Source organism: uncultured Arthrobacter sp., assembly GCF_947493765.1.
Lineage (GTDB): Bacteria > Actinomycetota > Actinomycetes > Actinomycetales > Micrococcaceae > Arthrobacter_D.
In genome coordinates this window covers 231,193-252,592 of record NZ_CANLSZ010000003.1, presented here as the reverse complement: position 1 = coordinate 252,592, position 21,400 = coordinate 231,193, and the positions used below count along the sequence as shown (strand labels likewise).

Annotated in this window: 17 protein-coding genes; 12 read left to right on the top strand and 5 right to left on the bottom strand. The window is 69.2% G+C overall.

Annotated elements, in window-relative coordinates; all coding sequences use genetic code 11:
* Positions 1-36 precede the first annotated feature (36 nt).
* Positions 37-951: a pyridoxal 5'-phosphate synthase lyase subunit PdxS gene (pdxS, locus tag Q0747_RS06290; protein WP_298252697.1), complete on the top strand. Its 915-nt coding sequence runs from the start codon at positions 37-39 to the stop codon at positions 949-951.
* A gap of 293 nt (positions 952-1,244) precedes the next feature.
* Here the strand turns inward: pdxS and Q0747_RS06285 are convergent, their stop codons facing one another.
* On the bottom strand, positions 1,245-3,254 hold the full coding sequence (locus Q0747_RS06285) for a M3 family metallopeptidase (protein WP_298252695.1): 2,010 nt from the start codon (positions 3,252-3,254) through the stop codon (positions 1,245-1,247).
* A 207-nt stretch (positions 3,255-3,461) separates the two neighbouring features.
* Between Q0747_RS06285 and Q0747_RS06280 the strand changes: the two genes are divergently transcribed.
* Complete coding sequence (locus Q0747_RS06280; protein ID WP_298252693.1) at positions 3,462-5,021, top strand: alpha/beta hydrolase domain-containing protein; 1,560 nt, start codon at positions 3,462-3,464, stop codon at positions 5,019-5,021.
* A gap of 81 nt (positions 5,022-5,102) precedes the next feature.
* On the opposite strand, the gene Q0747_RS06275 is transcribed toward Q0747_RS06280, so the two are convergent.
* Together Q0747_RS06275 and Q0747_RS06270 are read right to left on the bottom strand one after the other, a co-directional pair.
* The gene (locus Q0747_RS06275) at positions 5,103-5,873 is read right to left on the bottom strand and encodes a type 1 glutamine amidotransferase (protein ID WP_298252691.1); all 771 of its coding nucleotides are present in this window, start codon (positions 5,871-5,873) and stop codon (positions 5,103-5,105) included.
* Positions 5,873-7,144, bottom strand: a complete 1,272-nt coding sequence (locus tag Q0747_RS06270; RefSeq protein ID WP_298252689.1) for a Mur ligase family protein — start codon at positions 7,142-7,144, stop codon at positions 5,873-5,875. Before Q0747_RS06270 ends, Q0747_RS06275 begins: the two co-directional genes overlap by 1 nt.
* Before the next feature lie 101 nt (positions 7,145-7,245).
* Between Q0747_RS06270 and pdxT the strand changes: the two genes are divergently transcribed.
* The 9 genes from pdxT (at position 7,246) to Q0747_RS06225 (ending at position 17,277) form a co-directional block, all read left to right on the top strand.
* Positions 7,246-8,049 (top strand): pyridoxal 5'-phosphate synthase glutaminase subunit PdxT, encoded by an 804-nt coding sequence (gene pdxT / locus Q0747_RS06265; protein WP_298252687.1) that lies wholly within the window; start codon positions 7,246-7,248, stop codon positions 8,047-8,049.
* A 2-nt stretch (positions 8,050-8,051) separates the two neighbouring features.
* Positions 8,052-8,810 (top strand): YebC/PmpR family DNA-binding transcriptional regulator, encoded by a 759-nt coding sequence (locus Q0747_RS06260; RefSeq protein ID WP_298252685.1) that lies wholly within the window; start codon positions 8,052-8,054, stop codon positions 8,808-8,810.
* A 35-nt stretch (positions 8,811-8,845) separates the two neighbouring features.
* Complete coding sequence (ruvC, locus tag Q0747_RS06255; RefSeq protein WP_298252683.1) at positions 8,846-9,409, top strand: crossover junction endodeoxyribonuclease RuvC; 564 nt, start codon at positions 8,846-8,848, stop codon at positions 9,407-9,409.
* Between the two features lie 141 nt (positions 9,410-9,550).
* Positions 9,551-10,180 (top strand): Holliday junction branch migration protein RuvA, encoded by a 630-nt coding sequence (gene ruvA, locus Q0747_RS06250; protein ID WP_298252681.1) that lies wholly within the window; start codon positions 9,551-9,553, stop codon positions 10,178-10,180.
* Positions 10,177-11,292: a Holliday junction branch migration DNA helicase RuvB gene (gene ruvB, locus Q0747_RS06245; RefSeq protein ID WP_298252679.1), complete on the top strand. Its 1,116-nt coding sequence runs from the start codon at positions 10,177-10,179 to the stop codon at positions 11,290-11,292. The genes ruvA and ruvB overlap by 4 nt, the downstream gene beginning before the upstream one ends.
* A 100-nt stretch (positions 11,293-11,392) precedes the next feature.
* Positions 11,393-11,965, top strand: a complete 573-nt coding sequence (gene yajC / locus Q0747_RS06240; protein WP_298252677.1) for a preprotein translocase subunit YajC — start codon at positions 11,393-11,395, stop codon at positions 11,963-11,965.
* A gap of 78 nt (positions 11,966-12,043) precedes the next feature.
* The gene (secD, locus tag Q0747_RS06235) at positions 12,044-13,777 is read left to right on the top strand and encodes a protein translocase subunit SecD (RefSeq protein ID WP_298252675.1); all 1,734 of its coding nucleotides are present in this window, start codon (positions 12,044-12,046) and stop codon (positions 13,775-13,777) included.
* Positions 13,774-14,772, top strand: coding sequence for a protein translocase subunit SecF (secF, locus tag Q0747_RS06230; RefSeq protein WP_298252673.1), 999 nt, complete (start codon positions 13,774-13,776; stop codon positions 14,770-14,772). Before secD ends, secF begins: the two co-directional genes overlap by 4 nt.
* A 99-nt stretch (positions 14,773-14,871) precedes the next feature.
* A complete protein-coding gene (locus Q0747_RS06225; RefSeq protein WP_298252671.1) occupies positions 14,872-17,277 on the top strand; it encodes a bifunctional (p)ppGpp synthetase/guanosine-3',5'-bis(diphosphate) 3'-pyrophosphohydrolase in 2,406 nt (801 codons plus the stop codon).
* 49 nt (positions 17,278-17,326) lie between these two features.
* On the opposite strand, the gene Q0747_RS06220 is transcribed toward Q0747_RS06225, so the two are convergent.
* Together Q0747_RS06220 and Q0747_RS06215 are read right to left on the bottom strand one after the other, a co-directional pair.
* Positions 17,327-17,965, bottom strand: a complete 639-nt coding sequence (locus tag Q0747_RS06220; RefSeq protein ID WP_298252669.1) for a hypothetical protein — start codon at positions 17,963-17,965, stop codon at positions 17,327-17,329.
* A 101-nt stretch (positions 17,966-18,066) separates the two neighbouring features.
* The gene (locus Q0747_RS06215) at positions 18,067-19,452 is read right to left on the bottom strand and encodes a DUF349 domain-containing protein (protein WP_298253055.1); all 1,386 of its coding nucleotides are present in this window, start codon (positions 19,450-19,452) and stop codon (positions 18,067-18,069) included.
* 610 nt (positions 19,453-20,062) lie between these two features.
* Between Q0747_RS06215 and hisS the strand changes: the two genes are divergently transcribed.
* Entirely contained in the window at positions 20,063-21,391 is a 1,329-nt protein-coding gene (hisS, locus tag Q0747_RS06210; RefSeq protein WP_298252667.1) for a histidine--tRNA ligase, read from the top strand.
* The last annotated feature ends 9 nt before the right edge of the window (positions 21,392-21,400 follow it).

The window sequence follows — 21,400 nt, the reverse complement described above, 5'->3', positions numbered from 1 at the left end:
AAGGTGTCAGTTTTTATCTACCTTTAGGGGCAAGTTGTGTCCACCGTTGAAGAGAATTCGGCAGCCGAAGCACAGACCGGCGGTAATCGGGTCAAGCGCGGAATGGCCGAAATGCTCAAGGGCGGCGTCATCATGGATGTCGTCACGGCCGATCAGGCCCGCATCGCCGAGGATGCCGGTGCAGTAGCGGTCATGGCGCTCGAACGGGTTCCCGCGGACATCCGTGCCCAGGGCGGCGTCTCCCGCATGAGCGACCCCGACATGATCGACAGCATCATCGAGACGGTGTCGATCCCGGTCATGGCCAAGGCCCGCATCGGCCACTTCGTGGAGGCACGCGTGCTGCAGTCCCTCGGAGTCGACTACATCGACGAGTCCGAGGTCCTGACGCCCGCCGACTTCACCAACCACATCGACAAGTGGAACTTCACCGTCCCCTTCGTGTGCGGCGCCACCAACCTCGGGGAGGCCCTCCGTCGCATCAACGAGGGCGCCGCGATGATCCGTTCGAAGGGCGAAGCCGGGACCGGCGACGTCTCGAATGCCACGATGCACATGCGGAAGATCCGCTCGCAGATCAACTGGCTCTCCTCGATGGCCGAGGACGAACTGTACGTCGCCGCCAAGGAGCTGCAGGCGCCGTACGCCCTCGTCAAGGAGGTCGCCGCCGCAGGTCGCCTCCCCGTGGTCCTGTTCACCGCCGGCGGCATCGCGACCCCTGCGGACGCCGCCATGATGATGCAGCTCGGGGCCGACGGCGTCTTCGTGGGGTCCGGTATCTTCAAGTCCGGCAATCCCGCCGACCGCGCCAAGGCGATCGTGCAGGCCACCACCTTCCACGACGATCCCGACATGATCGCCAAGCTCTCACGTGGCCTGGGCGAGGCCATGGTCGGCATCAACGTCGAGGAGCTCCCGCAGCCGCACCGCCTGGCAGAGCGCGGCTGGTAGGCAGCTCGCACGCTACCTCCGCACGGTAGCTCCGCACGCTAGCGCCATGTGAGCGCAGAAGGACCGCAGCACAGGCTGCGGTCCTTCCCTGCGTGTACCCCCAACCCCGACCCCTGAACCCCGACCCCCTGACCCCCGACCCCTGAACCCGGACTCCCGATGCCGGCCCCGATCCCGGCGGCACCGGCCTGATCCTCCGCCGGAGCCGGCCGAACAGCAGCGGCGGTGACCGGCTCGGGAATCATCAGCATGAGCTCCGTCGGCGTCGGCAGCACATTCGGAGAGCCCTCTGCTTAGGCCAGACCGCGCCGCACGAGCAGGGGCGTGAGATCGGCATCGCGCCCGCGGAAGCTGCGGAACGCCTGCAGCGGCTCCACGCTGTTGCCCCTCGCGAGCAGCTCCCGGCGGAAGTGATCTCCGTTCTGCCTCGTCAGGCCGCCCGAGGACTTGAACCACTCCACGGTGTCGGCGTCGAGCATCTCGCTCCAGATGTAGGCGTAGTAGGACGCCGCATATCCGCCGGCGAAGATGTGCTTGAAGTAGGAGGTGCGGTACCTCGGCGGCACAGGGGCGAAGTCGACGCCCGCATCCGCGAGAGCCTGCGCCTCGAAGGCGAGCGGATCCTCGATCGTGGTCCCGGCGGGAATGGAGTGCCAGGCGAGGTCGAGCAGTGTGGCCCCGAGATACGCCGTCGTCTCGAAGCCCTCACCCCAGGCGCCCGCGGCGTGGATGCGATCGATGACGTCCTGCGGCAGGACCTCCCCGGTCTCGTGGTGGCGCGCGTAGTTCGCCACGATCTCCGGCCACAGGATCCACATCTCGTTGACCTGCGACGGGTACTCGACGAAGTCGCGCGGCACGGAGGTTCCCGCGAAGAGCGGGTAGGTCACGTCCGAGAAGAGCCCGTGCAGGGCATGGCCGAACTCGTGGAAGGCGGTGACCACCTGGTCGTAGGAGAGCAGGGTCGGTTCATTCGGCGCCGGCCTGGAGATGTCCAGGTTGTTGATGACCACGGCGCGTGTGCCCTCGAGGGCCGACTGGTCGACGAACGAGTTCATCCACGCCCCGCCGCTCTTCGTGTCCCGCGTGTAGTAATCACCGAGGAACAGGCCGAGGCCGGAGCCGTCCTCGTTGAAGACCTCCCAGACCCTGACGTCCGGGTGGTAGCCCACCAGATCGGGGCGCTCGGTGAAGCTCAGACCGTACAGGCGGTGCGCGGCGTAGAAGATGCCGTCGTCGATCACCCGCTCCAGCTCGAAGTAGGGACGGAGTGCATCGAGGTCGACGTCGAACCTGGCCCTGCGGACCCTGGCCGCGTAGAAGGCCCAGTCCCAGGGCTCCACGGGGTGGCCGGCCTCGGCCTCCAGCTCCGCTGCCTCGGCCCGGGCATTGCGGACCGCCGGCGCAGCGAGATCACGCATCCGGTCCATGATCGCCTCCAGCGACGGTGCTGTCTGGCTGTCCGTCGCGGCGGCCGCGTGCGAGTCGAAGCCGAGGAGGCTCGCCCGCTCCGCCCGCAGCGTTGTCATCCGGGTCGCGATCGCGAGCGTGTCGGAGTCGTTGCCGCGGGCCCCACGGTGCACCGAGGCCTCGTGGAGACGACGGCGTACCTCCCGGTTCGTGAGCAGCTCCAGCGCGGGCTGCGCCGTCGGCAGGATCAAGGTCAGGAGGTACTTGCCGTCATGGCCGGCGTCACCGGCCGCCGTGGCGGCGGCGGAGATCGCGTCCGGGGACAGACCGTCGAGCTCCTCGGCGGAGTCGAGGAGGAGGGCAGAGGCGTTGGTGTCCTTCAGCAGCTTCTGCGAGAACTCGGTACTCAGTGCCGAGAGGGTGGAATTGAGTGCACGCAGCGTGGCCTGCGCGTCGTCGTCCAGTTCGGCGCCCGCCCGCACGAAACTGCTGACGTACTCCTCGACCAGGCGGACGGACTCGTCGTCCAGACCCTCGGTCGACACCCGCCGGAGGCGGTCGAAGAGTGCACGGTTGAGCTTGATGTTGTCCTCGTGCTCGGCGAGGCGTGGCGCGATGAGCTGCTCGAGCTCCTGGATGGCAGCGGTCGCGTGGCTCACGGAGTTGCTGAAGAAGACCCGCGACACCCGGTCGAGAGTGCTGCCGGCACGCTCGAGGGCAACGACTGTGTTCTCGAAGCTGGGCTCCTCCGCAGACCCGGTGATGGCGTCGATCTGCTCCATGTGCTCCGCGAAGCCGGCATCGAACGCCGGGAGGTAGTGCTCGTCCTCGATGGAGGCGAAGGGCGGCAGGTTGTAGTCGAGTGTGCTCGGGGAGAGGAAAGGGTTGCTCATGGGAACCAACTTTTGCACGTTGTTGCACATCGGCGCACCACCCTTGACCCGGCTTTCCCGGCAACCCTACTGTCGGAGTGTTTCGCTGCCCGACGACCGACGCGATCCTCCCGGATCGCAGGGTCCACGGCCGGCCTGCCAGGCGCCGACGCCGGTGCGCCGTGAGGCACGCCGGGCGGTGCAGCCCGGCTTCGAGAAGGAGCTTCGATGAGAACCACTCGATCCAGGACGATCCTCGCGGCGACACTGACGATCGCGCTCTCCGGGGCCGGTGCGACCCTCCCGGCCGCGGCGACGGTCCCGAGCGGCCAGATCGCACCACCCGGGGGTACGACGCCGATCCCCGACGTCGAGGGCCCGCTGGTAACCACCGGGACGTCCTATCCGTTCGGGGCAGCCGATCACCAGGAGGTGCCGCAGGATCTCCGGAAGCTCCGCTACGTCGAGGAGGAGTTCCTGGTCAGCGGCACCTCGAACGTCTACACCTGGCCCGGGTCGGGGCCGGCCGAGATCCGCACCCCCGACAGTCCGTACACCACGCGTGTCCTGGTGCGGAAGCCGGCCAAGGGCCAGAAGTTCAGCGGCAATGTCGTCGTCGAGATGCTCAATCCCAGCAATCTGTTCGATCTGAACATCGGCTGGGCCATGGCGCAGAAGCAGATCGTCGAGAACGGCGATGCCTGGGTGGGTATCACCGCGAAGCCGATCGCCGTCGACGCCCTGAAGAACTTCGACGCCGAACGCTACGGGTCCCTCTCCTTCGCGAATCCGCTGCCCCTGACCGATCCCGCGAACTGCACCGCGGTCGCGGCGGACTCGTCGCGGACCACGGAGAACGGCCTCGTCTGGGACATCTACTCGCAGGTGGGGGCCTGGCTCAGGAGCGACGACGCCGCCAACCCCCTGCGCTACGGGTCCACCGACTCGCTCGTGGAACACGCCTACGGCTTCGGCTACTCCCAGACCGGCGGGTACCTCGTCAACTACATCAACGGTGTCCACCCGCGCGTGGTGGAGTCGGACGGGAAGCCGATCTACGACGCGTACATCGTGGCGGTCGCCGGTGGGGCCTTCGCGGGTGCCTACCCGATGAACCAGTGCGAACCGGCACCGCCGCCCGGCGATGCCCGACGCCAGTTCGAGGACGTGGGTGTGCCGATCATGCGCATGATGTCGCAGTCCGACTACCTGCTGGGGATCGGGTCCCGCCGCGCGGACAGCGACGAGCCCGGCGATCGCTACCGCCACTACGAGATGGCCGGCGCGGGCCACGCCACACCGGACGAACTCATCTTCTCGGCGGCCTCGGCGGACATCCTCGCCGCGGACCGCGCCGTTCCGCCCGCGTCCTGCAACGAGGGACCACGCAGCAGGTTCCCGAGCTCGATCTTCTTCGATGCGGCGCTGCGCAACCTGGACCTGTGGGTGCGGGACGGCGTGGCACCGCCCCACGCCGAGCCGATCCTCGTCCGTGACGGCAAGCCCGTCCTCGACCAGTTCGGCAACGTCCGCGGCGGTCTGCGATCGCCCTTCCTCGATGTCCCGACGAGCACGTGGTACGGCACCGCGACGGGAGCGTCCTTCTGCTTCATCGCCGGGTACGAGCGACCCCTGTCGCAGGAGGTCCTCGATGCGCTCTACCCGAATCACGGCCGGTACCTGAAGGCGGTCAGCGATGACATCCGCTCGCTCGAGCGTCGGGGCTTCCTGACGGCGTACGACGCCCGGCAGCTGCGCCTCGACGCCGCACGGAGCGACATCCCCTGACGAGGTGACGGGCGACGAGGTGATGGGTGAGGCCCTGCCGGCAGATCCTCACCCATCAGGAGCTCCGCGAGCAGCACCGGACTAGCGCGGCCTGGCTCCGGCGTGCTTCCGGGCCAGCTCGGCGAGCGAATCGTCGAGACCGGCGTCGTCGAACGCTCCGAACTTGCGCTCCGCCGCAGTACGCAGCAGGAAGTCGGCGATCGCGGGATTCTTCGGCAGCAGTGAGCCGTGGAGGTAGCTCCCCACCACGTTCCTCGAGCGGGCGCCCTCGGAGCTGTCCTCGGAGTTGTTGCCCACACCCTTGACCACGGTGCCGAGCGGCTCCACGCCGTCACCGAGGAAGGTCTGGCCGCTGTGGTTCTCGTAGCCGTGGATCTCGCCGAACTCCTCGCTGGTGGCGATCACGTTGCCGATCAGTCGGTCGCTGCCACCCCGCGTCTCCAGGTCCAGCACCCCGATCCCCGGGATGTCCGTACCGCCGTACGTCCTGAAGACCGTTCCGAACAGCTGGTACATGCCGCAGATCACGAGCATCGGCGTGCCGTCGTCGGCCCGTGCACGCAGGGTCGGGGCGATGGCCTGCAGGTCCTCCTGGATGACCAGCTGGCCACTGTCCTGACCGCCGCCGCCGATGACGAGATCGACGTCGTCGGGGAACGTGTCACCGATGTCGTACTCGAGGATCTCGGCGCCGTAGCCACGCCAGGCGAGGCGCTGCCTGAGCACGAGGACATTCCCGTAGTCGCCGTAGATGTTCATCTCGCGCGGGTAGAGCTGCAGGATGCGCAGCGACCCCTTCGAGGGATCGGTGGCTGCGCTGGTCAGCGCGCCGGCGGACGGTGCGTCGCTCATCAGGAGACCACCTCGACTTTCGCGATCTTGGAGAGCTCGCGGCGGACCGCGAGCATGGCGGTGTACGTGCAGAAGATGCGGCGGGGCCGCCCGTCGGACCCGCTGAGGAACGTCCTGAGCGCCGCCGTGAGGTCGGGCTCCACACCATCCACCCGGACGCCGTCGTAGGTCAGTCGCAGTGCCATGTCGTAGGCGCGGACCCCGCTGACCATGTGCACCCCGTCCTGCCCCAGCGAGTCGAAGTCCACGTCCCACAGCCAGGACATGTCGCGACCGTCGGCGTAGTTGTCGTTGATGGCGATCATGGTGGCGCAGCCGGCCGGATCGAAGGACTTCAGTCCCAGCCGGAAGCCGCTCGGGTTCTTCACGAGCACCAGCTCCAGGGGCTGACCGTCCACGACGATGCTCTCACCGCGGCCGAACGCCGGTTCCACGGCCGCCAGGGACCCGAAGAGCCGATCGACGTCGGCGGAGCCCCCCAGCACAGTGCGGGCCGCCGCGAGCGCCGCCGCGGCATTGAAGATGTTGTAGACCCCGCGCAGGCGCAGCTCGGTCCGGATGCTCATGCCGTCCACCTCGAACTCGGCCGCGTTGCCCTCGACGGTGGTGAGGACGACGTCGGCGGGCAGCGCCGCAGCGGGCGCGGTGCCCTCGGCGCCGCGCAGGTCGTCGTCGTTGGGGAAGGTGCTGCGCAGCGATGCGTGGAGGCCGAAGTAGGCCACGTCCGCTTGGGTGACGGAGGACGCGATGCCGGCGACACGGGGGTCCTCGCGGTTCAGGACGACGGTCCCGGTGGTGGCGAGCGCGATGCGTTCCAGCAGGCGAGTGGTCGCATCGATCTCGCCGAAGCGGTCCAGCTGGTCACGCAGCACGTTCAGCAGCAGTGAGTACCGGGGCGGCACCAGCTTCACGAAGTGCACGGCATGGGCTTCGTCGAGCTCGAGGACCGCGACGTCGGCGGAGAGCCGACCGCGCCAGTCCACCTCGCCGAGGAGGGCTGCTGCGACACCGCGGGTGAAGTTGCTGCCGGTCCGGTTGGTGAAGACCCTCAGCCCCTGGCCCTCGAGGAGTTCCACCACCATCTTCGTGGTGGTGGTCTTGCCGTTCGTCCCGCTGACCACCACCACGCCGCGGGGCAGGGAGGAGAGGGCACGCCCCATGAAACCGGGATCGAGGCGCTCGACGACGAGGCCCGGGAGGGCGGAGCCGCCGCCACGCAGTCGGGAGGCGATGCGCACGGCCTTGCCCACGAGAACTGGAAGGGGATTCATGCCTCCACATTATCGTCGTCACGCCGTCCTGCCCCGCACCTGCCGCCCGGCGGCCGCACCCGGCTGCCGGTCCTGGCCCGGACACCACCTAGAATCGACGGATGACGTCCCCGCCTCCCGCGTACCCCACCGCGTCGCCCACCGCGTCGCCCCGCGTGCTGCCCGACGCCCCGGACGTCCCCGCGGACGGGTCGGCACCGGGCAGGACCCTGTGCGTCGGTGTGCTCGCGCTCCAGGGCGACGTGCGCGAGCACGTCGGCACGATCGAGTCCCTCGGCGGACGCGCCGTCCCCGTGCGCAGGCCCGCCGAGCTGGCGACGCTCGACGGCCTGATCATCCCGGGGGGCGAGTCCACCACGATGGACCGGCTGGCCCGGATGTTCGGGCTCGCCGAGCCGCTGCGGGACCTCATCGGCAGCGGCCTGCCGGTGTACGGATCGTGCGCCGGGATGATCATGCTCTCCGACGTGATCGCCGATCCGACGGTCGACCAGCTCGGTCAGCCGCAGCAGAGCCTCGGGGGTCTCGACATGGTGGTGCGGCGCAACGCCTTCGGCCGCCAGCGCGAGTCCTTCGAGACCGATCTCGCCTTCACGGGCCTGTCGGACGCCGCACCCGTGCGGGCCGTCTTCATCCGGGCCCCGTGGGTCGAGAAGGTGGGTGACGGCGTGCAGGTCCTCGCGGAGGTCCCCGCCGGCGCGACACCCGCCGCCGGTCCGCTCGAGGGGGAAGCGGGACGCCGGACGGGCGCGGTGCCCGGGGGTGCGGGGGCCGGTGCCGAGCCGGTCGCTAGAATCGTCGCAGTGCGTTCGGGGAATCTGCTGGCCACGAGTTTCCACCCGGAGATCACGGGGGAGCGGCGGGTCCACGAACTATTCATCCGGATGATCAGAGGAGAAGCGTAAGCATGTCGGGCCACTCCAAATGGGCAACAACGAAGCACAAGAAGGCGGCGATCGACGCCAAGCGCGCCAAGTCCTTCGCCAAATTGATCAAGAACATCGAGGTGGCCGCACGCGCCGGCGGTGCCGACGTCGCAGGCAACCCCGGTCTCGAGCTGGCGGTCTCGAAGGCCAAGAAGACCTCCGTCCCGATCGACAACATCAATCGGGCGGTGAAGCGCGGGGCCGGGCTGCTCGGCGAGGCCGTCGACTACCAGACCATCATGTACGAGGCGCGGGGGCCGCAGGGTTCCGCGCTGCTCATCGAGTGCCTCACGGACAACAAGAACCGCGCGGCGTCCGAGGTGCGCCTGGGGATCACCCGCAACGGTGGCTCCGTCGCCGATCCCGGGTCGGTCTCCTACCTGTTCGCGCGCAAGGGTGTCGTCACACTTCCGCGGAAGGACCTCACGGAGGACGAGCTGCTGATGTCGGTGCTCGATGCCGGGGCGGACGAGGTCAAGGAGTCCACCGACACCTTCGAGATCATCTCGGAGCCGCAGGATCTGCGCGCCGTGGTCGATGCGCTCGAGGAGAGCGGCATCGAGTACGACGCCGACGAGGTGGAGTTCGTGCCGTCCATGCAGGTCGATCTCGATGCGGACGGCGGCCGGAAGTTCCTGCGGCTCGTGGATGCCCTCGAGGAGCTCGACGACGTCCAGAACGTCTACTCGAACGCCCACCTGCCCGCCGACGTGCTGGCCGAGCTCGAGAACGACGACTGACATCGCCGGGTGAGGGACGCCGGCCGCGGAGCGCCATGACCTATCGCGTGATGGGCGTGGACCCGGGGCTCACGCGCTGCGGGCTCGCCGTGGTGGACATCGAGCCGAACCGCCGCTCCACCCTCGTGGCGGTCGGCGTGGTGGGCACCGATCCGGCACGGAGCCTCGACGAGCGGCTCCTGGTGATCTCCGAGGCCGTCGATGCGTGGCTGGACCTGCACGAGCCGCAGGTCCTGGCGGTGGAGCGCGTGTTCAGCCAGCTCAACGTCAGCACGGTCATGGGCACCGCGCAGGCGTCGGGCGTCGTGATCGTCTCCGCCGCGCGCCGCGGGATCCCCGTTGCGCTCCACACACCCACCGAGGTGAAGGCCGCCGTGACCGGCAACGGGCAGGCGGACAAGGTGGCCGTCACCAAGATGGTCACCAAGATCCTCCGCCTGGAGACCTCGCCCAGGCCCGCCGACGCCGCCGATGCCCTCGCCCTGGCCATCACCCACGCATGGCGCAGGGGAGTGCAGCCGGGGGCCGCCCCGGGCGCCGCGGTCACCCCGGCCCAGCGCATCTGGGCCGAGGCGGAGGCCCGGGCACGACGGCGCTGAACGGCGCTCCCTCCCCGCGGACCGGCGTCGGGCGGTGTGGCGGCTCGATCGGAACGCCGGTACCGTTGTCACTAGAACGTGTGTTCGATACCGGGCATCCGTCCGGTCTGGCCGGCGTCACCTCTCCCTGGAGCGTTTCAGATGATCAGTTCCCTGCGCGGAACAGTGACCCACGTGGGTCCGAACTCCGCCGTCGTCGACGTCAACGGCTTCGGGATGCAGATCCTCGCCACACCGCAGACGCTCGCCGGACTGCGCGTCGGCGAGCAGGCTGCGGTCTCGACCGCGCTGATCGTCCGGGAGGACTCCATGACGCTCTTCGGCTTCGAGGACGCGGAGCAGCGCGAGGTGTTCGAGACACTGCTCGCGGTCAGCGGGGTGGGCCCGCGGCTGGCGCTGGCCGTCCTGGCTGTGCACGCCCCCGAGGCCATCCGCGTGGCGGCAGCAGCGGGGGACGACAAGGCCTTCAGCAAGGTACCCGGGATCGGGCCCAAGGGTGCCCGCCGGATCGTGCTGGAACTGGCGGGCAAGCTCGTCCCGCTCGACGCGGCTCCCGAGGCCTCCGGGCAGACCTGGCAGGGACAGGTCCTCACGGCCATGATGGGACTGGGCTGGTCGGAGAAGGACGCCGGGGCCGCCATCGACGCCGCCGTCGCCGATGCGCCCGAGATCGCCGCGACCGGCGACGTGGGGCAGATCCTCAAGATGACGCTGCGGAGGCTGGGCCAGGACGGCGCACGCAGCTCCGCCAGGACGAAGGTGGGACCATGACCGACCAGCAGCCCGACGAGTCACCAGTCGTGGCCCGGACCGCGGACCCGGAGGATCGGGCGGTCGAGGCCGCGCTGCGGCCGAAGAATCTCGACGACTTCGTGGGGCAGAAGAGGGTCAGGCGCCAGCTCTCCCTCGTCCTGGAGGCGTCCCGGCTCCGCGGGCGCAGCGCGGACCATGTGCTGCTGTCCGGCCCTCCGGGCCTCGGCAAGACCACCCTGGCCATGATCATCGCGGCGGAGATGAACGCACCGCTGCGCATCTCGTCCGGGCCGGCCATCCAGCACGCGGGCGACCTCGCAGCGATCCTCTCCTCGCTCACGGACGGCGAGGTCCTCTTCCTCGACGAGATCCACCGCATGTCCCGCCCGGCGGAGGAGATGCTCTACATGGCCATGGAGGACTTCCGCGTCGACATCATCGTCGGCAAGGGGCCCGGCGCCACGGCCATCCCCCTTGACCTGCCGCCCTTCACGCTCGTGGGCGCGACCACCCGGGCGGGGCTGCTGCCCGGCCCCCTGCGTGACCGCTTCGGCTTCACCGGGCACCTGGAGTTCTACTCCACGGACGAGCTCGAACTGGTGCTGCGTCGCTCGGCGATGCTGATGGACATGTCGGTCACCTCCGCCGCGTTCGCCGAGATCGCCGGACGCTCGCGCGGGACGCCGCGCATCGCGAACCGGCTCCTGCGCCGTGTCCGCGACTGGGCGCTCGTGCACGGGTCCGAGCAGATCGACGCACGAGCGGCGAGCGCCGCCCTCGACATGTACGAGGTCGACGCGCGCGGCCTGGACCGCCTCGACCGGTCGGTCCTGACCGCCCTCATCACCAAGTTCAACGGCGGTCCGGTGGGACTCTCCACCCTCGCCATCGCGGTGGGTGAGGAACCGGAGACGGTGGAGACCGTGGCCGAGCCCTACCTGGTACGCGAGGGCATGCTCGGGCGCACACCCAGGGGCAGGATCGCCACGGCGGCAGCCTGGAAGCACCTCGGGCTGGCCATGCCGCCGACCGTCGCGGCAGCCATGCCGGAGGACCTCTTCTCCGTGACCCCGGACGGCCTCGACGGCACCGGATCCGACGTCGACAGCTGGTCCCGCCCGGAGGCCTGACGCGGGATCTCCCGGGATTGCCCTCTACACTGGTCTCTCACGATGTGTGCCGGGGCACAGTGCTGCCCCCACCTCCCCTCCCAGGAACGGAAGATGCCCTGTGCTCTCAGCTGTAGTCGCCCAAACGCCCGCCGGAGACACGGGTGGCTTCGATGTCTTCGGTCTCCTGCTCCCGCTGGCGCTGGCGTTCCTGATCTTCACCATGTTCCGCAGGCAGCGGAAGGCGCAGAAGCAGGTCAAGGAGATGCGTACCCAGCTGGAGCCCGGCAGTGAGGTCATGACCCAGTTCGGCCTCTTCGGCACCATCGTCTCGATCGACCAGGAGAACAACAGGGCCGTCCTGGAGCTCTCACCCGGCAACCACGCCACGGTCCACACCCAGGCCCTGTCGAAGGTGGTCCAGCAGGACCCGGTGCTGCAGGACGACGCCGCCACCGACGCGGAGCGCCGGGACCTCGACAGCTACGACGGCTCGACGGTGCCCGACGACGCCTCGTCCCTCGACGGCGTCGACGGCGATCGGCCCGTCGGCGGGGCCACCGCGGCCGGGGAGCCGCGACCCGGACACGAGACGCCCGAGCAGACCCTGGAGCGGCTCGACCGCGAGCAGGCGCACCGCGACGAGCGCGACACGCGCGGCCCGGGTGGGACCGCCGGGAGCTCCGACCACTAGCATTCCGTGGGGCGGGTGACCGCTCCCGTCAGCATCGATCCGGCGCCCGCGCCGCGCCACTGAATAAGGACACCCATCATGCCTCGTACCGGTCCCGGGACGGCAGCCAAGCGGACACTGGTCTGGCTGGGCGCACTGACAGCCCTCCTCGCCATCCTGCTGGGAGCCGGTTCCTTCTGGAGCACCGCCAGCTGGAGCCCCCGCCTCGCGCTCGACCTCGAGGGCGGCACCCAGATGATCCTGGCGCCCCGGGTCCAGGGCGGCAGCGAGATCACCCCGGAACAGCTCGACCAGGCGGTGGAGATCATCCGGCAGCGCGTGGACGGCTCCGGCGTCGCCGAGGCGGAGATCAACACGCAGTCGGGTCGGAACGTGATCGTGTCCCTGCCCGGCACACCCGACGCGCAGACCCGCGATCTCATCCAGGCCTCCGCGCAGATGGAGTTCCGCCCGGTCCTCGCCGGCGGGCCCGGCCAGGCCCCCGCCGCAGAGACCCCCACACCGGAGGACCAGCTGCCCCGACCCGGTGCGGAGCCACAGGACGGCAGCGATCCCAACTGGATCACCCCCGAGCTGTACCAGGAGTTCGAGGCGCTGGACTGCCTCGATCCGGCAGCCCTCGAGCCCGCCGAGGAGCCGGCGCCCGCGGACCAGCCCATGGTGGCGTGCGAACCCGACAACCAGGGCAAGTACATCCTCGGGCCGGTGGCCATCCCCGGCACCGACATCTCGACCGCGAGCTACGGCCTGCAGCGCAGCTCCCAGGGCCAGGCCCTCAACACGTGGGCCGTGAACATCGACTTCAACGACGAGGGCACGAAGGCCTTCCGCGAGGTCACCGAGCGGCTCAACGCGATCGGGCGGGGAGATCCGCGCAACCAGTTCGCGATCGTCCTCGACGGGAAGATCGTCTCCGCGCCCACCACGAACGCGGTGATCGCCGACGGCAACGCCCAGATCAGCGGCAACTTCACCGAGGAGTCCTCGGCCGCCCTGGCCGAGCAGCTCAAGTACGGCGCGCTGCCCATCAGTTTCGAGATCCAGAGCGAACAGCAGATCTCCGCCACGCTCGGAGCCGACCAGCTGCGCCTCGGACTGCTCGCCGGGCTGATCGGGCTCGCGCTCGTGGCGGCCTACTCGATCTTCCAATACCGGCTCCTCGGCCTGGTCACCATCGCCTCGCTCGTCGTCGCGGGTGTCCTGACCTACCTGGCCATCTGCATCCTCGGGTGGACGGAGAACTACCGCCTGTCCCTCGCCGGCGTGGCAGGCCTGATCGTCGCCATCGGCCAGACCGCGGACTCGTTCATCGTGTACTTCGAACGCATCCGTGACGAACTGCGCGACGGACGCGGCCTCGTCTCCGCCGTCGAGAACGGCTGGCGCCGCGCCAAGCGCACGGTCCTCGCATCGAAGGCGGTGAACCTGCTGGCGGCCCTCGTGCTCTACTTCGTCGCCGTCGGCAACGTGCGCGGCTTCGCCTTCACTCTCGGACTCACGGCCATCGCCGACCTGATCGTGGTCTTCCTCTTCACCCACCCCGTGCTGCGCCTCCTCGCACGGACCAGGTTCTTCGGCGAGGGCCACCCGTGGTCCGGCCTGGATCCCCGCAGACTCGGCGGCCTCCCGCTCTACCGCGGCGCCGGACGGCTGCGCGAGCCGAACCAGAACGTGGTCGTGGCGCGGGCCAAGAACAAGGGCGCCTCGGCAGAGGCCGAGCGGCGCCTGACCATCGCCGAGCGACGGCGTGCGGAACACGACAGGGCCCTGGCCGGACGCACCGGTTCGTCCGAGAAGGAGAACGACGCATGAGCCGCACCAACTTCGCCACCTTCGGCAACGAGCTGTACTCGGGCAAGCGGTCCTATCCCTTCGTGGCGAGACGCAACATCTGGTTCCTCATCGCCGGTCTCGCCGTCCTCGTCTCGATCGTCATCCCGATCGTCAAGGGGGGCTTCAACCTGGGGATCGATTTCCGTGGGGGCTCCGAGTTCACCGTGTCCGACACGGTGAACACCGACATCGCCGTGGGTGAGAGCGCGGTGACCGACGTCGTCCCCGACGCCGTGCCGCGCGTGACCAACATCGCGGCCGACACCATGCGGATCCAGACCGAACAGCTCTCCGACGACGAGACGCTCAGCGTCCGGTCGAACCTGATCAGCGGCTACGGCGTGGGCGAGGACCAGGTGACCTCGAGCTTCGTCGGCCCGACCTGGGGCGAGGACGTGAGCCGGCAGGCGATCATCGGCTTCGGCGTCTTCGTGCTCCTGGCCGCCATCCTCATGGCCATCTACTTCCGCACGTGGAAGATGGCGCTGGCCGCGATGGCCGCACTCGTGGTGGTCATGGTGGTGACGGCAGGGCTGTACGCGCTCAGCGGCTTCGAGGTCACGCCCTCGGCGATCATCGGCTTCCTGACGATCCTCAGCTACGCCCTGTACGACACCGTGGTGGTCTTCGACAAGATCCGGGAGAACACCGCCGACGTCCTCATCTCCACGAAGCGCACGTTCGCGGAACAGGTCAACCTGGCCGTGAACCAGACGCTCGTGCGCTCGATCAACACCTCGGTGGTCGCGATCCTGCCCGTGGCCTCCATCCTGTTCATCGGAGCCTTCATCCTCGGCGCCGGCACGCTGCAGGACCTGTCGCTGGCCCTGTTCATCGGCATCATCCTCGGAACGCTCGGAACCATCTTCATCGCCGCTCCGCTCTACGCCGCGCTCAGGGTGAACGAGCCGGAACTGAGGAAGCAGGAGAAGCGGGTCACGGAGCGGCGTTCGCTCGAAGCCGCACAGGCCTGAGACCGGTCACCGGTGGGCCGCGAGTAGACTTGGACCTGTCGCGTGAGTCCGCGACGATCGGGGCCCTGCGGCCCCGGGATCGAGATCGAGGGACGATGAATGGCTGATGCGGTCGAGCCCGCGGTGACCACCGGGACGGAGCCAGGCTCCGCAGCGCCCGAGCGGTCCGCCCCGCTGCAGGATGCGGGCGCCTCGTCCGGCACGGCTCCCTCGGACCAGGCCGCGACCCCCTCCGCCACCGTGGGTCCCGATCAGGCACCGCCAGGACGCCGTGGGCGCACCCGGGCACGGATCGCCCGTCTCACCGGGCGCGGGTCCTCCGGATACTCTCCCGTCCTCGAGCCGCTGCTCCGCACGGTCCGCGCGATCAATCCCAAGGAGGACCTGGATCTGATCCAGCGTGCGTATCTGGTTGCCGAGCGCAGCCACGAGGGGCAGAAGCGCAAGAGCGGTGATCCGTACATCACCCACCCGGTGGCCGTCGCCACGATCCTCGCCGAGCTCGGGATGACCGGGACCACGCTCGCGGCGGCGCTCCTCCACGACACCGTGGAGGACACGTCCTATACCCTCGCCGAACTCGAGCGTGACTTCGGGTCCGAGGTGGCGATGCTCGTCGACGGCGTCACCAAGCTCGACAAGGTCTCCTTCGGGGAGGCTGCGCAGGCGGAGACCGTGCGCAAGATGGTCGTGGCGATGTCCAAGGACATCCGGGTCCTCGTCATCAAGCTCGCCGACCGGCTCCACAACGCGAGGACCTGGCGGTTCGTCTCCGCGACCTCGTCGGCGAAGAAGGCACGCGAGACCATCGAGATCTTCGCGCCGCTCGCCCACCGCCTGGGCATGAACACCATCAAGTGGGAACTGGAGGATCTCTCCTTCGCGGCCCTGCACCCGAACATCTACGAGGAGATCGTGCGGATGGTGGGGGAGCGGACCCCCGAACGCGAGAAGCACCTGAATCTCCTGCGCAACCAGATCGACGAGGATCTGCGCGCCGTCAAGATCAGGGCAACCATCACCGGCCGGCCCAAGCACTACTACTCGATCTACCAGAAGATGATCGTGAGGGGGAAGGACTTCGACGACATCCACGACCTGATGGGTGTGCGCGTCCTCGTGGACAGCGTCCGCGACTGCTATGCCACCCTCGGTGCACTGCACTCGCGCTGGAACCCCCTGCCGGGGCGGTTCAAGGACTACATCGCGATGCCGAAGTTCAACATGTACCAGTCGCTGCACACCACGGTGATCGGCCCGGGCGGCAAGCCCGTGGAGATCCAGATCCGGACGCACGACATGCACCGGCGAGCCGAGTACGGTGTGGCGGCGCACTGGAAGTACAAGAGTGGCGGCCGGACCCTGGAGGCGCAGGACGGCAGCGACATGGGATGGTTGCGCAGCCTCGTGGACTGGCAGCAGGAGACCTCGGACCCGAACGAGTTCCTCGACTCCCTGCGATTCGAGATCAACGCACGGGAGGTCTTCGTCTTCACCCCCAAGGGAGAGGTGATGGCACTGCCCGCCGGATCGACGCCTGTCGACTTCGCCTACGCCGTGCACACCGAGGTGGGGCACCGCACCATCGGCGCGAGGGTGAACGGCAAGCTCGTCCCGCTGAACAGCGAACTCAATCACGGCGACTCGGTGGTGATCTTCACCTCGAAGGCGGAGGGTGCGGGCCCCAGCCAGGACTGGCAGGGCTTCGTCAAGAGCCCGCGTGCACGCAACAAGATCAGGCAGTGGTTCACGAAGGAGCGGCGCGAGGAGGCCGTCGACAAGGGCAAGGACCTCCTCACGCGGGCCATGCGCAAACAGAACCTGCCGCTGCAGCGCATGATGACGCACACCGCCCTCATGACGGTGGCCGAGGAACTCCACCACCAGGACATCACCGCGCTCTATGCCGCCGTGGGCGACGGCCACACGTCGGCGCAGAACGTGATCGAGCACCTCGTGGCGCTGATGGGAGGCCACGAGGGGACCGAGGCGAAGATCACCGAGACCGCGGCGGCGACCCAGCCCCGCAGGCCCAAGTTCTCCGACTCCGGCGTCACGGTGCGCGGGGTGGGCGACGTCTGGGTGAAGCTCGCGCGCTGCTGCACGCCCGTGCCGCCCGATCCGATCGTCGGGTTCGTCACCCGCGGGTCCGGGGTGTCCGTCCATCGCAGCGACTGCCGGAACGTCGAGGAGCTCCGGGACCAGCCGGACCGGATCGTGCCCGTGGAGTGGGCACCGACACAGTCCAGTGTGTTCCTGGTCGAGATCCAGGTCGAGGCGCTCGATCGCAAGAGCCTGCTCTCCGACGTGACGAGCCTGCTCGCCGAGAACCACGTCAACATCCTCGCCGCCAACGTGAACACATCCTCCGATCGCGTGGCGATGTCCCGCTTCGCCTTCGAGATGGGCGACCCCAAGTACCTGAACCACATCCTCAGTGCCGTGCGGCGCATCGACGGCGTCTTCGACGTGTACCGCACCACCGGATCGCAGCGCCGCACCTGAGGACCCGGCAGCTGGGCGGCGCCACCCAGGTATCTCTCCGGGCATCCCCCTAGGCACCCGGCCCTCCGATCCGGGCCGCACGCAGCCTCGTCAGCGCCCGGGCCTTGCCCGGCACACGGCTGGCATTGAGCAGGGCTGCCTCCACGAGCCGCAGCGGACACGCCAGGTCCGGCGCCCTGTCGATGGCGCGGAGGACGGTGACGGCGGTGCGGTCCCCGTGGACCGCGATGTCCAGCGCCGTCCGCAAAGGCGTGGTCACCGACACACCTCCGACCAGATTGACGTCGAACGGGCCGAGCGAGACCTGATGCATGACCGCTGCGGTGAACGGAGGCAGCGCCGTGGTCCGCCGTCGGTGATCGGTGACGAGGCTGACCACGGCGGGCACGGGGGCGCACCCGTAGATCCATGCGGCGCAGGAGCGCCCCAGGGCGACACGTGCCCGGAGGGACTCCGGCACACAGCGTGCGGCCGCCCGCGACCGCGTGACGGGGTTCTCCCTGAAGTCGCTCCGCAGATAGGAGTCGCCGATGACGAGCCGGACCAGGCCCTCCAGCCTCATGGACTGGAGCTCGGCCGAGGTGAAGATCTCCCCGGCATGGAAGAGCGCACCCCCGGTCGAGGTGACGGTCGGTGTTTCGCCGAGATAGCGCTCGGGCGGCGTGATCGTGCTGTCCAGCGGAGACATTGGTCCAGCATCGCCAGTGGGAGCGGCACGCGAAAGCCCTCCGGCGCCGTTGTGGACAACGGTGCCGGAGGGCTCGGGGAACGACGCCCGCTACTGCCGTGTCAGGAGAAGTCCCGGGCCGATCTCTGCAGCATCTCGAGCCACTGCTCGCGGGCCGCGAGCGCCTCCTTCGCCGTGGCGATCCTCGAGGTGTCGCCGGCGCTCTCGGCGGCTGTGAGATCCTCCCTGAGCTGCGCGATCGTCGCCTCGAGCTGGCTGAGCGCACTGGTGGTGCGGGCCTTCGTCTCGGGGTTCGTCTTCTGCCAGTGCTCGTCCTCGGCGGACTTGACGGCGTCCTCGACCCTGCGCAGACCGGCGTCGATCCGCCCCATGTCGGCGCGTGGCACCTTGCCCGCCTCGTCCCACCTCTCCCTGATCGACTGCAGGGCCTTCTTCGCCGCGGCGAGATCCCTGACGGGCAGGATCTTCTGCGCCTCGACCAGCAGCGCCTCCTTGGCGGCGAGATTGACGGAGTACTCCTCGTCGATCGCCTCGTTGTCGGCCTTCCTCGCCTCGAAGAAACGATCCTGGGCGGCGCGGAAACGGGCCCAGAGGGCATCGTCGTCCTTGCGGCTGGCACGCTTGGACGCCTTCCACTCGTCCATCAGCCTGCGGTACTCCGCCGCCGTGTGACCCCAGTCCGTGGAGTCGGAGAGCTGCTCGGCACGCTTGATGAGCGCCTCCTTGGCCTGCTTGGCCTCGGCGTTGTCGGTGTCGAGCTGCGAGAAATACGCACGGCGATGGCGGTCGAAGACGGTGCGCGAGGAGCGGAAGCGCTTCCACAGTGCGTCCTCTGTGCCCCGTCCCAGTCTCGGCCCGTTCTTCTGTGCCGCCTTCCAGAGTTCGAAGAGCTCGTTCATGCGGGTGCTGCTGGCCTTCCACTGGACGGTGGCAGGGTCACGGCCCGCGAGTTCCTCGGCCTCGACGACGATCGCCTCACGTGCTGCGAGCTCCCGGGCCTTGAGCTCGTCCAGGGCTGCGCGTTCGGTCTTCTCCAGGCCGCTCACGGCCTCCAGCAGGGCGTCGATCCTGGCTTCGAGGGCGAGCACGTCCCCGACCATGCTGCGCTCACCGACCTGTGTCCGCAGATGCCTGGCGGTCTTGGCCATGTCCGAGGACGGCGCCTTGGCCTGGACCCGCTGTTCGAGCAGTGCCACCTGGCTCACGACGTCGTCGTACTTCCGCACGAAGTAGGTCAGCGCCTCCTCGCGCGTGGCATCGGGGTACTGCCCGACGGCGTGCTCCTCGCCGTCCACGAGCAGGAAGACATGGCCGTCGTCCTCGACGCGGGCGAATCTGCCGGCTTCCTCGAGCGAGGTGGTGTGCGCCGGGGGAGCAGCGGGGCGGCCGGACGACCGCGCGGGCCGCGGGGCCATCGACGTGGGTAGCGGCGCGCGTGGAGCCGCAGGGCGGGGCTGCGACGGACGGGCGTGCGGTGCTTCCTGCACGTCGTCGGACGACTCCGCGGGAGCGGCGGATGCTTCGACCGGGTCCGCGGTCACCGCGGGTGCAGGCGCAGGTGAGGGCTCGGATCGGGGCTCGTCCCGGCCCTCCGCGGCATCGGTGCCGGTGCCCTCGGGCAGACGGGATGGACCGCCATCGGCTGCCGCGGCGTCCTGCTCCGTGCCGTGGTCGATGGTCGTTTCGTCGGATTGCTGACTGTCTGTCACCGCTGGAAATCTTTCACTCGTCGGATGGCCCCGAGCACCGCCGGGGCCATGTCGTCCGGGGTCGATGTCGTACGGATCGATCCCGAGCAGGATCCAGGAGTCTATCGGACCGGTATCACGCACCGATCGTGCCGACCCAGCCGTTCCGGCACCCGCGGAGGGGCGCCGCCGAACCCTGCTCTGAGGCTACTGTACTCAGGACTGTGCCCCCAGGGTGCCCCACTCAGGGCGCCCCGCCCACATGCCCGGCCCGCACGCCGCACCCCGCGCGACGACTGCACGGGCGGGACGTTCTGCCGATCCGTCCGGCGCCCCTAGGATTGATGGCGCAGACCCCACCGATCGGCCGCGGCCCGTCGGAGACCCCCGTAGGCGAGGAGACCCCCCCATGGCCCGCAAGGCTTCCCTGTCCGGCTTCCCCGAATGGCTGCCCGAGGAACGCCTGATCGAGCAGCACGTCCTCGACGTCCTGCGGCGGACCTTCGAACTGCACGGCTTCTCCAGCATCGAGACGAGGGCCGTGGAGACGGTCGGTGACCTGCTGCGCAAGGGCGAGATCGACAAGGAGGTCTACGCCGTCTCCCGGCTCCAGGCCGAGGAGGCATCGGCGTCCGAGGCCGGCCTCGCCCTCCACTACGACCTGACCGTACCGTTCGCCCGCTACGTGGTGGAGAACGCAGGTCACCTCGCCTTCCCGTTCCGCAGATACCAGATCCAGAAGTGCTGGCGCGGCGAGCGTCCGCAGGAGGGTCGCGCCCGCGAGTTCACCCAGGCCGACATCGACGTCGTCGGTGACGGCGTCCTGCCCTTCCGGTACGACATCGAGCTGGCCCTCACCGTCGTCGAGGCCCTCGAGGCCCTGCCCATCCCCGCTTTCACCCTGCGCGTGAACAATCGGAAGCTCGCCGAGGGTTTCTACAGTGCCATCGGCCTCCGGGACACGGCCGCCGTGCTGCGCAGCATCGACAAGCTCGAGAAGATCGGTCCCGAGAAGGTGGGTGCCCTGCTGCAGGAGGAGCTGGGCGCCGACGACGACCAGGTGCGCCTGGCCCTGGAGCTCGCGACGATCCGCACCCCGGACACCTCCTTCGTGGAGCGGGTGCGGGCCCTCGGCGTCTCCCACGAACTCCTCGACGAGGGCCTCGAGGAACTCCGCCAGGTCATCGCCGAGGCCACCCGCCGCGCTCCCGGACGCGTGGTCGCCGATCTGAGCATCGCCCGCGGCCTCGACTACTACACGGGAACCGTCTACGAGACCGTGCTCGACGGACACGAGGGCCTGGGCTCGATCTGCTCGGGTGGCCGCTACGACGCCCTGGCCCACAAGGGCAGCCGGACCTTCCCCGGCGTCGGGCTGTCCATCGGCGTCACGCGCCTCGTCTCGCGGATCCTCAGCCAGGGTTTCGCCTCGGTCTCCCGGTCCGTGCCGACGGCGGTCCTCGTGGCGCTGGCCGACGACGACGCCTGGTCCCGGGCGCAGGATGTCGCCGCGGCGCTCCGGCAGCGGGGCATCGCCACCGAGGTCGCAGCGACGGCCGAGAAGTTCGGCAAGCAGATCAGATTCGCCGACCGGCGAGGCATCCCCTTCGTCTGGTTCACGAACGCGGACGGTACGCACGAGGTCAAGGACATCCGCTCGGGGGAGCAGCACGGCGCCGATCCCGCGTCGTGGTCACCTCCGGTGGAGGACGTGCGACCCGTGATCACCACCGCCTGAGTCGCGGCC

What these genes read in the sequence shown, in the direction of transcription:
- Q0747_RS06275 (WP_298252691.1), bottom strand. Translation starts at nt 5,873, where the DNA reads ATGAGCGACGCACCGTCCGCCGGCGCGCTGACCAGCGCAGCCACCGAT.
- Q0747_RS06225 (WP_298252671.1), top strand. Translation starts at nt 14,872, where the DNA reads ATGGCTGATGCGGTCGAGCCCGCGGTGACCACCGGGACGGAGCCAGGC.
- ruvA (WP_298252681.1), top strand. Translation starts at nt 9,551, where the DNA reads ATGATCAGTTCCCTGCGCGGAACAGTGACCCACGTGGGTCCGAACTCC.
- ruvB (WP_298252679.1), top strand. Translation starts at nt 10,177, where the DNA reads ATGACCGACCAGCAGCCCGACGAGTCACCAGTCGTGGCCCGGACCGCG.
- pdxT (WP_298252687.1), top strand. Translation starts at nt 7,246, where the DNA reads ATGACGTCCCCGCCTCCCGCGTACCCCACCGCGTCGCCCACCGCGTCG.
- Q0747_RS06280 (WP_298252693.1), top strand. Translation starts at nt 3,462, where the DNA reads ATGAGAACCACTCGATCCAGGACGATCCTCGCGGCGACACTGACGATC.
- secF (WP_298252673.1), top strand. Translation starts at nt 13,774, where the DNA reads ATGAGCCGCACCAACTTCGCCACCTTCGGCAACGAGCTGTACTCGGGC.
- Q0747_RS06270 (WP_298252689.1), bottom strand. Translation starts at nt 7,144, where the DNA reads ATGAATCCCCTTCCAGTTCTCGTGGGCAAGGCCGTGCGCATCGCCTCC.
- Q0747_RS06285 (WP_298252695.1), bottom strand. Translation starts at nt 3,254, where the DNA reads ATGAGCAACCCTTTCCTCTCCCCGAGCACACTCGACTACAACCTGCCG.
- secD (WP_298252675.1), top strand. Translation starts at nt 12,044, where the DNA reads ATGCCTCGTACCGGTCCCGGGACGGCAGCCAAGCGGACACTGGTCTGG.
- ruvC (WP_298252683.1), top strand. Translation starts at nt 8,846, where the DNA reads ATGACCTATCGCGTGATGGGCGTGGACCCGGGGCTCACGCGCTGCGGG.
- hisS (WP_298252667.1), top strand. Translation starts at nt 20,063, where the DNA reads ATGGCCCGCAAGGCTTCCCTGTCCGGCTTCCCCGAATGGCTGCCCGAG.
- Q0747_RS06260 (WP_298252685.1), top strand. Translation starts at nt 8,052, where the DNA reads ATGTCGGGCCACTCCAAATGGGCAACAACGAAGCACAAGAAGGCGGCG.
- Q0747_RS06220 (WP_298252669.1), bottom strand. Translation starts at nt 17,965, where the DNA reads ATGTCTCCGCTGGACAGCACGATCACGCCGCCCGAGCGCTATCTCGGC.